The following is a 13859-nucleotide window of genomic DNA, read 5'->3' as shown; positions in this document are numbered from 1 at the left end:
GGTCCGGGGCTGGGGCGGATGCGCTCAGGGTGTGCCGCCATCGTCGGACACGCCTTGACCCACGTCAATCGCTGCGGTGCAGCATTCTGCCGCGTGTGACCTACAGCGTCATGTGCCGCGCCCGCGCGCCGCGTTCGATGGCGGCCGCCGCCAGCCGATCGATATCGAGCGCATAGCGCAATTCCATCAGGAACCGCAGTTCGATCTGATCCAGCCGGCCGTCGGCCGCGGCCACGTCACAGGCCAGCGCATAGGCCGTTTCATACAGCCGGTCGGGCAGGGCCTGTTCCACCAGTCCGAAAAGCGCGTCCAGCCCGTCCTCTTCCTCGAACAGGTCGAAAACCAGGGTCGCCATCGTTTTCAGATGATCCGCGTCATAATCGGCAAAGACCGGCAGGTTGTTCACAAGCCCGTGGATCTTGACCAGTTCCGAGGTCTGGATCGCCTCGTCCGAGACCGAAACGGCCACCATGATGGCCACCAGGGCATCCTCGGGGGATAGGGTTGTGCGGTCTGGCATTGCGACGCTCCTTGAATTCGCCTTGCGCTGTATTTATTGACCCGGCCTTGGCCCCGCAATAGGTGCGGGGACGCAGGGGAATGGATGCCCCGCGCGAGTTTCAGGGTGAAAGACGATGACCGATCTGCGTGACGCCGCGATGACCTCCAAGGCCTGGCCCTTCGAAGAGGCGCGCGCGGTGCTGAAACGCTATGAAAAACAGCCGCCCGAAAAGGGCTACGTGCTGTTCGAAACCGGCTACGGCCCCTCGGGTCTGCCGCATATCGGCACCTTCGGCGAGGTTCTGCGCACCACGATGATCCGCCGCGCGTTTCAGGTGATCTCGGACATCCCCACGCGGCTGATCTGTTTTTCCGACGATCTGGACGGCATGCGCAAGGTGCCCGGCAACGTCCCCAACCAGGACATGCTGCGCGAGCACCTGCAAAAGCCGCTGACCAGTGTGCCCGACCCGTTCGGCACCCATGACAGTTTCGGCGACCACAACAACGCCATGCTGCGCCGTTTCCTCGACACCTTCGGGTTCGAGTACGAGTTCTATTCCGCGACCGAGTTCTACCGCTCGGGCCAGTTCGACACGGTGCTGAAACGCGCCGCCGAACGCTATGACGACATCATGAAGGTGATGCTGAAATCGCTGCGCGAGGAACGCCGCCAGACCTACTCGATCTTTCTGCCGATCCACCCCGAAACCGGCCGCGTCCTCTACGTCCCGATGAAAGAGGTGAACGCGACCGACCACACCGTCACCTTCGATGACGAGGACGGGCGCGAATGGACCCTGCCGGTCACGGGCGGCAACGTGAAACTGCAATGGAAGCCCGATTTCGGCGCCCGTTGGGCCGCGCTCGGCGTCGATTTCGAGATGTATGGAAAGGATCATTCGACCAACACGCCGATCTACGATGCGATCTGCGAGATCCTCGGCCATCCCGCGCCCGAGCATTTCACCTACGAACTGTTCCTCGACGAGACAGGACAAAAGATCTCCAAATCTTCCGGCAACGGAATCTCGATCGACGAATGGTTGACCTATGCCTCGACCGAATCCTTGAGCTATTTCATGTTCCTGAAGCCGAAAACGGCCAAGCGGCTCTATTTCGACGTGATCCCCAAGGCGGTGGACGAATACCACCAGCAATTGCGCGCCTATGCCAAGCAGGACACCGCGCAGCGTCTGGCCAACCCCGTCTATCACATCCACGGCCACAACGTGCCCGAGTCGACCATGGTCGTGCCCTTCGCGATGCTTCTGAACCTCGTGTCCGTCTCCGGGGCCGAGGAAAAGGACAAGCTCTGGGGCTTCATCCGCCGCTACGCGCCCGATGCCTCGCCCGAACATAACCCCGATCTTGACCAGGCTGCGGGCTTTGCCATTCGCTACTACAATGATTTCGTCAAACCGACGCGCTCCTTCCGCCTGCCGACCGATCAGGAATGTGCGGCGATGGAGGAACTTTCGGCCTGCCTCGGCGATGCGGACCGCGCACTGGATGTCATCGCCCGCAAGAACGCGCAGGAAGGCAAGGACGTGGCGCTGCCCGCCGTCGACTGGCACGATGATGAATTCCTGCAATCCATCGTTTTCGCCATCGGAAAGACGCATGGGTTCGACCCGCTGCGCAGCTGGTTCTCGGCGCTTTACGAGGTGCTTCTGGGCGCGTCGCAGGGTCCGCGCTTTGGCGGCTTCATCGCGCTTTACGGCATCGACGAGACCAAGGACCTGATCGCCGACGGCCTGGCGGGCAAGCTGGCCGCTTGAACCATGGCGGCGGAGGGCACATATCCGCCGCTCTTCACGCTCAAGCCCGTCGACGACGATATCTGGATCGTCGACGGCCCCGAGATCGACTTCTACCGGATGGACTTCCCCACGCGGATGACCGTCGTGCGGCTGTCCTCCGGCGATCTCTGGCTGCATTCGCCCATCGCCTTCGATGCCGATCTTCTAGCAAAACTGCAGGCGCTCGGTGCCATCCGGCACCTGATCGCCCCGAACTGGATTCACTACGCCCATATCCAGGATTGGGCCGATGCAGTGCCTGCCGCAGAAACCTGGGTCGCGCCGGGCGTCCGCGAGCGCGCCAAGGATCGCGACGTCCGCCTGCGCGCCGATCACCTGCTGAGCAATGACGCCCCGCCCGCATGGTCCGGCGATCTGGACCAGATGATCGTCCCCGGCTCGCATATCCACCGCGAGGCAGTATTCTTTCATAAGAAGTCCCACAGCCTGATCCTGACCGACCTGATCGAGAATTTCGAACCGTCGAAACTGCCGTGGCACATGCGCCTTTTCACCAAGGTCGCGGGCAACCAGGACCCCGACGGCTCCATGCCGCGCGACATGCGCCTAGTGTTCGACAAGCCCAAGTTGCGCCGCGCCATCGGTCGCATGATCGCGTGGGAGCCACAGCGCATCCTGCTGGCCCATGGCCGCTGGTATCCCGAAAACGCCGTGGCCGAGTTGAAACGCGCCTTCCGCTTCCTCGATCCCTGATCGCGTGAAACCATTCGCCCGCGCGCTACGTCACTTCTGAAAGGACAAACGACAGGAGACCCCGACATGCTGCGTGCCATCCTTGCCGCCCTTACCCTCGGCCTCGCCACGCTCAGCGCGCAGGCGCAACAGGTGCTCGACCCCAATCCCGAGATCGAAAGCGTGATCGGCGGTCAGTTCGACGCCTTCCGCGCCGAGGATGTCGACACGGCATGGGAGTTCGCCAGCCCCACCATCCAGCGCCTTTTCGGCACGCCCGAGAATTTCGCCGCCATGGTCGAACAGGGCTATCCGATGGTCTGGACGCCGGGGGCGGTCCGCTTCATCGACCTGCAATCGCTGGGCCGCGTCCTCGTCCAGCGGGTCGAGGTCTTCGACCAGGCGGGGCGCGTGCATTATCTGGGATACCAGATGATCCAGACCGACGAGGGCTGGCGCATCAACGGTGTCCAGATTCTCGAGGCCCCCAGCGTCGCTGCCTGAGGCACCTAAAAAAATTGCGGGTTCTTTTGCCCGCCGTAATTCGGGCTCGACGTGATGGTCCGCGCGGCTATATCGCGCCTGTACGTTCACGCGGGGAAGCGACATGGACATCACCATTCTCGACGGCGGCCTGGGGCAGGAACTGGTGCATCGCGCCGGGCGGGCCACGCCGCTTTGGTCCCTGCAGGCGCTGGTGGATGCGCCCGATCTGGTCGCCGATGTGCACCGCGATTTCTTCGGTGCCGGGGCGGATGTCGCCACCACCAACACCTATGCCGTGCTGCCCGACCGGCTGGCGGCGTTCGGCATGAGCGATCGTCTGCACGAGTTGACCGAGATCGCCTGCCGCCTCGCCTGTCAGGCGCGGGACGGTGCCGGTCACGGCCTTGTGGCCGGGTCGCTGGGGCCGATCGGGTTCTCCTATCGGCCCGACAATGCGCCCACGGCCGAAATCGCCGCCGATATCTACGCGCAGGTCGCCCGGACTCAGGCGCGCCTTGTCGATGTGCTGCTGCTGGAAACCATGTCCTCGGTCGATCAGGCGCGCGGTGGGCTCATGGGCGCCCAGGGCCTCGGCAAACCCGTCTGGCTGGCACTCAGCGTCGATGACGGCGATGGCACGCGCCTGCGCTCGGGCGAGGCGCTGGCCGATCTCGCGCCGCTGTTGGCCGAGTACGCACCCGCGCGGGTTCTGCTGAACTGTTCCCGCCCCGAGGCCGTGTCGCAGGGCCTGCCGATCCTTGCGGCGTTGCACGATCATGTCGGCGGCTACGCCAACGGCTTCACCCGGATCGATCCGCGCTTCGACAAGATCGGGGCCACAACCGACCTGCTGAGCGCCCGCCAGGATATCGGGCCAGCCGCCTATGCCGGCTTTGCCGAAACCTGGGCCGCGCACGGCGCGCGCACCATCGGCGGCTGCTGCGAGATCGGGCCGGCCCATATCGCGGAACTGGCGCGTCGCTTCAAACACGGTGTCGCCGCCTGAAGGCGGACGGATACCGCGCCTTTTCCGGGGGTATGGCCTGGACACAATGGGGCGTTCGGCGTCCAGCCGAAGCGGCGGCGCTGGCGATCTCTGCCATATGCCGCATATCGGTGCTGCACCATCCGCCCAGCACCTCGGCAGCGTCAAGCTCGGCATGGCTGCATCTCGACGCGTTGGCGACGATCCCCCGGACGCGCCGGGCCCAAGGCCGATCTTCCAGCACCGAAGCGACATGATCGGGATGCGCACCGTTGATCATGACATGGGCCGCGACATCATCCGTCGCCGCATCCAGTTGCAAGATCGCGTTTTTCAGAGATATCCCGGTCGGAAGGCGTCCATCCGTCTTTACCGTGACGGCGATTACCACGGGCAAGCCGACACGCCGCGCGGCCCGCACGATGCCGATGGCTTCGGCCGGGTAGGCCAGTGTGTTGCCGCTGATGACATCGACCTCAGTATCGGTCAGCGCCGAGATCGGCCGCCCGATCGCGGTTGGCGACCCAGGGGAAGCCGAGCGCGATTATGTCGACCATGTATCCCGTCAGAACATCGCGCCCCTCAGGGGTTTCGAGTAGCGGAAAGGACGCGAAACCGGGCAGGTCCACGCCGCGATTGAAGATCAGATCGGTCTCCATCCCGAGATAGGCCAACAGAAGGTCGGCGGTCACGTCCGGAAACCTGCCGCTCTTGCGCGTCATGGCCGCCGCCTCCCCATAGGTGCCTCGGCGAAGCCTGGCATAGGGACGCGCCGCTTTCACCGCCGAGAGGGGCCGCCCCTGTCTTGCGGCCCTGAAAACCGCCCCTGTCCCACCCGCGGATCGACGTGAAGGCCGGCTGCGGTCGGGCCGCCGCCCCGCTCCGGTTTCGGGCCGCGCAGGTTTTCGCGCCCCCTTAACCCGATGTTAACGTCTCTGCCGTAGAACCGTATCCAGCCCGGCGAAAACCGGCGTTTTTTCACACATCGCTCAACAATCGAGGTGGCCAGTTTCGGGGCGCCTCGGGTTCCCTGTTCTGGTCCGATCTTCATGGCGCGCCTGCGGTCCTGTCCGACCCTTGCGCGGGAAAAGGGGACTGACATGAATCAGGTGATCACCGACGGTCTGGTGCTGATGCCGCCCGCCTTTGCGGAGGGGCTGGGGGTGTGGTCGCGGGGCGATGGCACGCCCGGCTCGGACACCTGGGCCAGCGCCGCCAATGCGGCCCTGGTGCCTGCCGATCCCGATTTCGGCGACTGCCTCGAACTCCTCAAGACCGAGACGCTGACCAAGCTGCGCTTCATGGGCCAGACCCCGATCCTGCCGGGCACCTACCTGCGGATCAGCGCGCGGCTCAAGGTCCTGTCGGGCAACCTGCCCACGGTGCGGGTCGCCGCCTGGGCCGGGGATGCGGGCGACAACCCCGTCACCGGCATTGCGCTGACCGGCCCCGAAACCACCCTGACCGCCTATGGCGAGATCGTGACGGTCTCGGCCATCGTGGGCACCGGCGCGCGTGGCGGCGTTGACATGCCCTGGGGCGACACGCCCGATTACGGGTATTTCGGCCTCGATTTCACCGGGCCGAATTCGGGACAGATCCGCATCGAAAGCCTCGTGATCGAGGATGTCACCCATGTCTTCCATCGCAAGATGATGGATTGGGTCGATGTGCGCGATTTCGGCGCGATGGGCGATGGCGTCACCGATGACCGGTCGGCCTTTTTCGCCGCCGATGCCGCCGCCGCCGGGCGCGAGGTGCTGGTCCCCGCGGGCACGTTCTACATCTCGGCCAACCTGACCATGAACAACCCCGTGCGCTTCGAGGGCAAACTGGTCATGCCCGATGCCGCGCGCCTGTCTCTGAACGAGAATTTCGATCTCAAGGGCTATTCCGAGGCGTTCGGCGACGATGTGCTGGGGCTTAAGAAAGGTCTGCAACAGCTGTTCAATCAATCCGACCACGAGGCGTTCGACCTGTGCGGGCGGCGGGTTCTGCTGGACGCACCTTTGGACGTGCAACAGATCGTGGGCAACCGCAACACCTATGCCAACCGTCGCGTGATCCGCAACGGCCAGCTTTCGGCCGAGGAGTCCACCGCCTGGCAGGACGAGGTGCATACCCGCAGCGGCAATTGGGTCAACACCGACGGCACGACCCTGACCGGCGTCGCCAATGCCGGCGACATCCCGGTGGGGGCGCTGGTGACGGGGCCCACGGGCGTGGGCCGCGAGGTCTATGTCACCGGCGTGAATGCCGCGCAGCAAAAGGTGTTCCTGTCCAGCCCGCTCTGGGGCGCGCCGTCGCAGCAGACCTACACCTTCACCCGGTTCAAGTACCTGCTGGATTTCTCGGGGTTCCTGAACCTGCAACGCTTCGTGGTGTCGGATATCGAGTTTCTGTGCGCCGGGCGGTGTTCGGGCCTGATGCTGGCGCGCGACGGGCTTGTGTTCCAGGTGCAGGACTGTTTCTTCACCGGCCCGAAGGATCGCGGCATCACCTCCTGCGACGAGGGGTGCCAGGGCATGCAGATCGACCGGTGCCAGTTCCTGTCGAACGAACAGACCGCCCGCGTGCAGGACCGCGTCTCGATCGCGTTCAACACCAATTCCTCGGATGTGAAGATCCGCGACAACCGCGCGGTCAAGTTCCTGCATTTCGCCGTGATGGGCGGCACCGGCAATATCGTCACCGGCAACCACTTTTTCCAGGGCGACAGCGAGACCGACGGGTTGCGCTCGCCCGGCCTGGTGATCACCGGCACCAATTGCAAGATGACCTTCACCGGCAATTACGTGGACAACTGTTATATCGAGTGGGGCAACGAGCATGACCCCAACCCCGAGATGCAGGGCGAATACTCGTTCCACGGGCTGACGGTGAATTCCAACATCTTCTTCGCCACCGGGGCAGGGCCGTGGATGAAATACATCGTCATCAAGCCCTATGGACCCGACCACTACATCAACGGGCTGTCCGTCTGCGACAACCTCTTCAAGAAGACGGGGGGCGCGGCGCTCGAGGCGGTCGAGGGGGTGGATGACAGTATCGCGCCGCTCGACACGGGCCGCGCGACGGACCTGCTGTTCACCGGCAACACGTTCCACGGCATCACCAAGCGCACCGAAAACCCGGTGATCCGCCGCCATACCGAGGCGACGCCGGTCAGCGTGTGGAACATCGACCTGTCGGATGTGCTGCCCTTCGGCTTGCAGGCGATGTCGGCGCTGTCGGTCCTGCCCGAGGGGGCCGTGCGCTCGGTCTCGAACGTGGCGATCTACACCATGCCCTATGCCACCACGCGGCACGGGGTGGGGCGGCAGACGATCCGCCTGAACTGGTCGCAGGATGTGCGGGGCACGGTCAACATGACCGCGCGCTGCGACACCTGATGCCGCCCGCGCCGCCGGCCCCCGCCCAAGGGTGCGGCCGGCGGGACGCAGGGCGCATGCTGGGCGGGGGGAGGGGCCGCGCCGGTTTTACCGGCCAGTCGGCCACCCCCGCCCCGGACTGCGGCATCGTGCGGGGGCGCGCGGGGTTTTGCTTTGGCATCCCGCGCGCTAGCTCTCGCGCAGACCCTGAAACACCCGGAGCGCCCCATGACCGCCTTGCCCGTCGAATGCGTGCAGGATTATCCCCGCCCCCCCACGGCTAGACCCCGTGGCCGAGCGGTTGCGCGTGGTCCTGGCCGGGATACCCATCGCCGACAGCGAGGCGGCGTTTCGCGTGCTCGAAACCCATCACGCGCCCACCTACTACATCCCGCAATCCGACATCCTGATGTCGGCGCTGGTTCCCGCGTCGCGGGAAACCTGGTGTGAATGGAAAGGGCGCGCGGCCTATTTCGACCTGGTCCTGAACGGGCGTCGGGTGCGCAACGCGGCGTGGTGCTATCCCGCGCCCACGGCCCGCTTCGCGCAGATTCGCGATTTCGTCAGCTTCTATGCCGGATCTGTGGACGAGGCCTGGGTCGGCGAGATGCGCGTGCGCCCACAACCGGGCGATTTCTACGGCGGATGGGTGACGCCGAACCTGACCGGCCAGATCAAGGGCGCGGCCGGCACGATGCACTGGTAGCCGCTATCCGGCCCCAGACATCCGTTCGAGCCGCGCCAGGCTGACATAGCGGGTCAACTCGGTCCATCTGTCGGGGTCGAGCACCCGCCAGATCCCGTCTTCTACCGTGTAGCCGTACCGAAGCGCCTGCGGCGCGCCCAGGCCGGTGGCGGCATCTGGGCCGGTGCGAAAGGTCAGATGCGCGCCGTCGGTGGTTATCGTGGCGCGATCCTCGCACAGCCACAGGCTGTCACCGCCATCGCGCAGCGACCACATCCCGGTTTCGGTCACGCCATCGGCATTTACGGAATAGGATTGATCCTGCCCGAAGGCCCAGATATCGCGCGTCTCGACATCCGACCAGCCGCCGACCGGCGTCTCGCCCGAGCCGACCTGGCGGATCAGCCGCCGCGCGCCGAATGTCATGATCCGGCCGTCCTCCTCGTAGGCCAGGGGCTCTTCGGGGTCGGCCACGTGAAAAACGCCGTCGGGCGACACCTCGTAGGTCTGTGGCTGTCCGGGGACGATCCAGATGCCAATCAGGTCGGGGTCGAGGGGCGCATCGCTCATCCTGCCATGATGTCAGCTTGCGGCGCGCTTGCCCATGACGAACTGACGGGGCGGGTCGGGGATGCCCCCGCCTTACGGTGCCAGATCGGCCGCCGACAAGCGGTAGGCGCGGCCGAACCCGCCATTCAGCAGCGCCATGTCGGGGGTAAAGCGGACAAGCTGGAAGTCGCTGAAATCGTAATAGAGCCGCGCCTTGGGATAGAGTGACAGGTAGTGGTCCTTGAGCGCCGATTTATCGGCGGCCTCGGCCCGGGCCTGCAGGGTCAGGCGCGGATGGGTCAGCGGGTCGCCGCGTGGCCCTGGCTCGCCAATGAGGAGCGAACAGGCCGGGTTTGCCTGCAGCGCGCCGGTATGGCTGGACAGGGTCGAGATCAGGCTGAGCGGCACGCCATCGGGCCCCGGCACCAGCGCGATGCGGGTGACCATCGGCGCGCCGGTGTCGGCTGCGCTGACCCCCAGCGCGGCATGGCGGGCGGTGGCGATCAGGTCGCGGGCAAGGGCGCGCGCCTCGTCATCGGTGGGGCGGATCGGGTCGGTCTGGCGCTCGGTCATCTGGGCAGTCTAGCAGGCGTCGCGCGCCGGTGGCAGGGCCTAGAATTCCTGCCACAGCGAAAAGGACAGGCCGACCGCGTCCGACCCCTGCACGGCCATATGTGCGCCCAGTTGCACGGCGGTGCGGTCGGTGAAGGAATAGATGACCGAGGGGCGCGCCGAAACGGTCAGATCGGCCTCGGGCCAGTCCTCGGCCTTGAGGGCCAGGGCGATGCGCAGCCGGTCGGCCATGTGCAGCCCGATGGTGGCCTCGCCCTGCCAGATCGTATCGCCGGTCTCGGGGTCGGTCAGGGTGGTGGCGTCCAGCGTCATCCAGCCGCCCTGATGGCCCAGCGGCAGCCAATCGGCCCCGATCTGCCAGCCGCCGAACCCATAGCCGAGCGCCGCCCCTAGACGCAGGAGCGGCACCGGATCGGCCCCGTCCTGCCATCGCCCGGCGATGCCGGCATCCAGCGCGACCTGCCAGCGGCTGTCGGGGGCGGTCAGGGTGCGGCGCAGATAGGCAGCGGCCATCTGTGCGGTTTCGCCCCAACCCAGATCCAGCCCGGCGGTCAGCCGATGGCCCAACCCGTATTCGGCATAGATCGAGGCGTGGCGATCCGGCACGACCTCGCCCAATACCAGATCGGTCTGCGTTTCCTCGCCCGAGATCGAGAAGGACAGGAACAGGTCGCCATCCTCCCGCGCCCAGGGGCCGGCGAGGCCGGGGGCGGACAGGCACGGCATCAGGGCGCAAACCCCGGCAATCGTGGCGGCACGGCAACGCATGTGGATAGAATTGCGCCGCTTTGGTTAAGAAACCCCTAATGGCGTTGCGTAAAGCGTCGATTCTAGGCACGTTTTGTTCTCTGGCCAAAGGGCCATTGGGGAGATGTCACAAGGTCGGGTCGTGCCGCGTAACTGCGCGCGACGTCTAGGCCATGTGTGACCTGACAAGGTGTGTTCGATGAGCGAACTGGTGGGACAGGTGCGTGCTGCGCTTGATGCCCGGCGTGGACTGCCGGTGCGTCGGCTTGGCTATTTCTGCGCCCCGTTCCAGCCAGCCGAGGGCCCGCTTTCGGACCGGGTGATCAAGGCCTACCGCGCGGGCGCGACCCGGCCCTGCTGGAACAGGCCGCCCGGCGCCACGAGGCGTATGTGGATTGCCTGGAGCTGGCCGGATTGCGCGTGCCCGACACACGGTTTCTGTTGCTGAACGAGCATGGGTTCCTGCGCCCCGTCATCGTGCAGGCGGCCATGGGCCAGGACACGACCGCGCCTGCACCCGTGAGCGCGGCCAGCCTGCTGAGCGCGTGGCTGCCGCAGGTGGATGCCGATACCGCGCTCAGCGCGCTGGAGGAGGTGGCCGGCGCGGTGGCCGGGTTCTGGCGCGGTGTTGCACAGCGGCCCGAGCGGATCGGATTGCACGCCGCGCCGCGCAACTTCGCGCTGGACGATCACGGGCCGGTCTTTCTCGATACCTTTCCGCCGCTGATCGGCTATAGCCGCGAAGATATGGGCCGGTTGATCCTGCGGTTCTCGGAATCGGGCCTGATCCGGGGGATCGGCACGGTCCTGCCCGGTCGCGTCCGCGAGATCCAGGATGCCTGGTACACACCGGCCGGCAGCCTTCTGACGCTGATCGAGGGCGCGATGGCCCTGCGCCCGGCGGCCGAGGCCCCGGCCCTGAAAGACTGGGCCACAGGGTTTGCCGCAGCCCGCCTGCCCGAGGCCGACCGCGCCGCCCTGGTCGAGGGGCTGACCCGGCCACGGCCGATCCTGCGGCCATCCCGGCGCGGCTTGCGCGTTGGGTCGAACCTGCGCCCAAATGCCTGACATCGACACCGGCGCGGACGATCCGCGCGCCGACATGAAGATCGTGCTGGTGGCGCCCGAGATTCCCGGAAACACCGGCACGATCGGGCGCACCTGCGTGGCGCTCGACATGGAACTGATCCTGATCCGACCCTACGGCTTCGATTTGTCGGACAAATCCGTGCGGCGGGCGGGGCTGGACTATTGGAAACATGTCCGTCTCAGCGAATATGACAGTTGGGCGGCCTTCGTCGCGGCGCGCAGACCGGACCGTGCGCAGCTGTTCCTGTTCGAGGATGACGGCCAGGCGGGCACGGTGTATGACCCGGTCTATCCGCCGTCCGCCTATCTGGTCTTTGGGCGTGAGACCAAGGGCCTGCCGCCGGACCTTGTGCAGGCCCATGCCGACCGCCTGTATCGCCTGCCGATGCGCAGCGCCCATATCCGGTCGCTGAACCTTGCGAATGCGGCCACGGCGGTCGCCTATCATGCGATGGCCGCCTATCTGCGCTGAGGGCTTGGCGGCGGGCCGGCGGCCCGCTGTCCTGGCCGCCCCGTCAAGAAGATACCGCAATCAAGACCGGGCGATGCCCTTGTTCCGCCATGCGCCGCGGCAACCCTGACGCAGGGTAAGCAATGCGCAAACAGGAGACTTCAGAGATGAGCATCAAACGGTATCTGTCATCCGACAGCGGGGCGGTGACCGTCGATTGGGTGGTTCTGACGGCCACGCTCGTCGGTCTGGGGCTGGCGGTGATCGCAGTCGTGTCCGGCGGCACCTCGGATCTGTCCAGCGATGTCGATATCTTCCTTGCCAGCACCGATATCAGCGAGGTCCATGACTGGGCCGCGCAGGCAGGCAGCGGCTGGGGCGATTTCCCGCTGGTGAATGTCGTCGGGTTCGACATGGCCCATTATCAGGAATTCGCGACCCGCGCCGGCACGACCGAGGCCGCGATGCTGGGCCAGTTGAACGAGGCGTATCAGGCCTATCTCGCGGGCACCTGGCCCGAGGGCGACGCCATCGACGCCATCGGCGCGACTCAGGCGGCGATGCTCGAGGCCGGCTATGCCCTGCCCGAGGGGATGCCCGCCTATGCCGAACTGTATCAGCAGAATTACGGGTCTTGATCGGCGCATGCGGGGGGTGTCACCGCGCCCCCCACCGATGGCGCGCGCGCAAACCGCAGGGGGGGGCGGCGCAGGGGTGCTAGGCGCGGGGCGGCGGGCTTGCTAGGCTTGGACCATCAGGAGGATGTACCCATGCCCAGTATTGCCAAGGACACCCAGCTTCAGACCGTCATCACCACGTTCGAGACGTCGCCAGGGTCCTGCTCCGATCTGCTCGATGACCTGCAGGCGGCCTATGACCAGTTCATTTCCCATCAGCCGGGTTTCATCGCGGCGGCGCTGCATGTGAACGATGCCCAGACACGGGTGGTCAACTACTCGCAATGGACCCGGCGCGAGGATTTTCAGGCGATGCTGCGCAGCGACGAGATGCGCCGCCGCAATCGCAAGATCAACGAGTTGTGCCGCAGTTTCGAGCCGGTGATGATCGACGTGGTCAAGACCTATGATCCCGAATGACGCGCGCGACGGTTGAGGCGGACCGCGAGCCCCGCCGGCCGAGGGCCGGTCGGGCGACGCGGGCGGTGCGGCGGACCTGGCCGAGGAGGTGCGCGCCCTGCGCGAGGAACTGGCGCATCTGCGCGCACACAAGATGGTCTATGTGTATCAATCCGTGCCCCGCGTCATGCTGTTCCGCTTTGCGATCGGCATGGCGGTGGGGCTGGGGACGGTGATCGGGGCATCGGTTCTGTTGTCCTTGATCATCTGGGCCTTGAGCCAGATCGAATTCATCCCGATCATCGGGGATTGGGCGGTCGGGATCGCGAACGAGATCCAGGCCCTGACCGACGGCGAAGCGGAATGACCGGCGTCCGTCCAGAACCAAAGGAGGCCCGGCTATGAAATGCCCGGTGGACGGAACGACGCTGCAGATGGCCGAACGCCAGGGGGTCGAGATCGACTATTGCCCGCATTGCCGTGGCGTGTGGCTGGACCGGGGCGAGTTGGACAAGATCATCGAACGCTCTGCGCCCGGCCCGGCCGAGACGCGGCAGGCCCGGCCAGCCCCCGAGGACCGGGCCGAGGACGGCAAACGCCCGTGGTCCTTTCTGGACGACATCTTCGACTTTTGAAAGCGACGCGCACGGCGCCGCGCGCGGCCATCGGAGGATCGGGTGGGCAGGCTGGTGGAGCCGAGGGGAATCGAACCCCTGACCTCGTCATTGCGAACGACGCGCTCTCCCAACTGAGCTACGGCCCCGCCTGGGGCGGGATGTGATAGGTTTTCGTATGCACCGCAATAGGCATTTCCGTCGCATCCCGAGGCTCGGCAAGGCTTGGAACGGCGC

General features: G+C 65.9%; 17 protein-coding genes, 1 tRNA gene and 1 pseudogene. 12 read left to right on the top strand and 7 right to left on the bottom strand.

Going from position 1 to position 13859, the window contains the following annotated elements; translation table 11 throughout:
• Positions 1–100 precede the first annotated feature (100 nt).
• Positions 101–520 (bottom strand): tellurite resistance TerB family protein, encoded by a 420-nt coding sequence (locus ROSELON_RS02270; protein WP_025310830.1) that lies wholly within the window; start codon positions 518–520, stop codon positions 101–103.
• A 115-nt stretch (positions 521–635) separates the two neighbouring features.
• Between ROSELON_RS02270 and ROSELON_RS02265 the strand changes: the two genes are divergently transcribed.
• From ROSELON_RS02265 to ROSELON_RS02250, 4 genes are all read left to right on the top strand, one after another.
• On the top strand, positions 636–2282 hold the full coding sequence (locus ROSELON_RS02265; protein ID WP_025310829.1) for a lysine--tRNA ligase: 1647 nt from the start codon (positions 636–638) through the stop codon (positions 2280–2282).
• A 3-nt stretch (positions 2283–2285) separates the two neighbouring features.
• Positions 2286–3017 carry a DUF4336 domain-containing protein gene (locus ROSELON_RS02260; protein WP_025310828.1) on the top strand — a complete coding sequence of 244 codons (732 nt, stop codon included), beginning with the start codon at positions 2286–2288 and terminating at the stop codon, positions 3015–3017.
• A 66-nt stretch (positions 3018–3083) separates the two neighbouring features.
• Positions 3084–3500, top strand: coding sequence for a DUF4864 domain-containing protein (locus ROSELON_RS02255; protein WP_038650079.1), 417 nt, complete (start codon positions 3084–3086; stop codon positions 3498–3500).
• A gap of 103 nt (positions 3501–3603) precedes the next feature.
• Positions 3604–4488: a homocysteine S-methyltransferase family protein gene (locus ROSELON_RS02250; protein ID WP_025310826.1), complete on the top strand. Its 885-nt coding sequence runs from the start codon at positions 3604–3606 to the stop codon at positions 4486–4488.
• On the opposite strand, the gene ROSELON_RS18595 is transcribed toward ROSELON_RS02250, so the two are convergent.
• Positions 4466–4918, bottom strand: a complete 453-nt coding sequence (locus ROSELON_RS18595; protein ID WP_245605440.1) for a homocysteine S-methyltransferase family protein — start codon at positions 4916–4918, stop codon at positions 4466–4468. The two genes, ROSELON_RS02250 and ROSELON_RS18595, sit on opposite strands and share 23 nt — an antisense overlap.
• A gap of 25 nt (positions 4919–4943) precedes the next feature.
• Positions 4944–5189 carry a hypothetical protein gene (locus ROSELON_RS18590; protein ID WP_245605398.1) on the bottom strand — a complete coding sequence of 82 codons (246 nt, stop codon included), beginning with the start codon at positions 5187–5189 and terminating at the stop codon, positions 4944–4946.
• A gap of 378 nt (positions 5190–5567) precedes the next feature.
• Here ROSELON_RS18590 and ROSELON_RS02235 point away from each other — a divergent pair, with 378 nt between their 5' ends.
• Positions 5568–7859 (top strand): glycosyl hydrolase family 28-related protein, encoded by a 2292-nt coding sequence (locus tag ROSELON_RS02235; RefSeq protein ID WP_025310823.1) that lies wholly within the window; start codon positions 5568–5570, stop codon positions 7857–7859.
• A 268-nt stretch (positions 7860–8127) separates the two neighbouring features.
• A complete protein-coding gene (locus ROSELON_RS02230) occupies positions 8128–8544 on the top strand; it encodes a DUF427 domain-containing protein (protein WP_245605397.1) in 417 nt (138 codons plus the stop codon).
• A 3-nt stretch (positions 8545–8547) separates the two neighbouring features.
• Here ROSELON_RS02230 and ROSELON_RS02225 read toward each other — a convergent pair whose 3' ends face one another.
• From ROSELON_RS02225 to ROSELON_RS02215, 3 genes are all read right to left on the bottom strand, one after another.
• A complete protein-coding gene (locus ROSELON_RS02225) occupies positions 8548–9093 on the bottom strand; it encodes a hypothetical protein (protein ID WP_025310822.1) in 546 nt (181 codons plus the stop codon).
• Positions 9094–9165: 72 nt separating this feature from the next.
• Positions 9166–9645: a HugZ family pyridoxamine 5'-phosphate oxidase gene (locus ROSELON_RS02220; protein WP_025310821.1), complete on the bottom strand. Its 480-nt coding sequence runs from the start codon at positions 9643–9645 to the stop codon at positions 9166–9168.
• A 39-nt stretch (positions 9646–9684) separates the two neighbouring features.
• Complete coding sequence (locus ROSELON_RS02215; protein ID WP_156945706.1) at positions 9685–10371, bottom strand: hypothetical protein; 687 nt, start codon at positions 10369–10371, stop codon at positions 9685–9687.
• A 220-nt stretch (positions 10372–10591) separates the two neighbouring features.
• Between ROSELON_RS02215 and ROSELON_RS02210 the strand changes: the two are divergent.
• The 6 genes and pseudogenes from ROSELON_RS02210 to ROSELON_RS02185 all read left to right on the top strand — a co-directional run bounded on the left by ROSELON_RS02210 (position 10592) and on the right by ROSELON_RS02185 (position 13643).
• Positions 10592–11460 (top strand): annotated as a pseudogene (locus tag ROSELON_RS02210) (DUF6206 family protein).
• Positions 11453–11953, top strand: a complete 501-nt coding sequence (locus ROSELON_RS02205) for a tRNA (cytidine(34)-2'-O)-methyltransferase (protein WP_084613606.1) — start codon at positions 11453–11455, stop codon at positions 11951–11953. Before ROSELON_RS02210 ends, ROSELON_RS02205 begins: the two are co-directional and overlap by 8 nt.
• Positions 11954–12099: 146 nt before the next feature.
• A complete protein-coding gene (locus ROSELON_RS17710; RefSeq protein WP_025310818.1) occupies positions 12100–12570 on the top strand; it encodes a hypothetical protein in 471 nt (156 codons plus the stop codon).
• Positions 12571–12702: 132 nt separating this feature from the next.
• The gene (locus ROSELON_RS02195) at positions 12703–13029 is read left to right on the top strand and encodes an antibiotic biosynthesis monooxygenase family protein (RefSeq protein ID WP_025310817.1); all 327 of its coding nucleotides are present in this window, start codon (positions 12703–12705) and stop codon (positions 13027–13029) included.
• 88 nt (positions 13030–13117) lie between these two features.
• Positions 13118–13375 carry a DUF5665 domain-containing protein gene (locus ROSELON_RS02190; RefSeq protein WP_025310816.1) on the top strand — a complete coding sequence of 86 codons (258 nt, stop codon included), beginning with the start codon at positions 13118–13120 and terminating at the stop codon, positions 13373–13375.
• A 34-nt stretch (positions 13376–13409) separates the two neighbouring features.
• Entirely contained in the window at positions 13410–13643 is a 234-nt protein-coding gene (locus tag ROSELON_RS02185) for a TFIIB-type zinc ribbon-containing protein (RefSeq protein WP_025310815.1), read from the top strand.
• Between the two features lie 52 nt (positions 13644–13695).
• Here the strand turns inward: ROSELON_RS02185 and ROSELON_RS02180 are convergent.
• Positions 13696–13771: transfer RNA gene (locus tag ROSELON_RS02180), tRNA-Ala, on the bottom strand.
• Positions 13772–13859 lie beyond the last annotated feature (88 nt).

The sequence above is a fragment of the Roseibacterium elongatum DSM 19469 genome (assembly GCF_000590925.1).
GTDB lineage: Bacteria > Pseudomonadota > Alphaproteobacteria > Rhodobacterales > Rhodobacteraceae > Roseibacterium > Roseibacterium elongatum.
The sequence above is the reverse complement of the archived record's forward strand: the minus strand, read 5'-3'. Positions and strand labels throughout refer to the sequence as shown.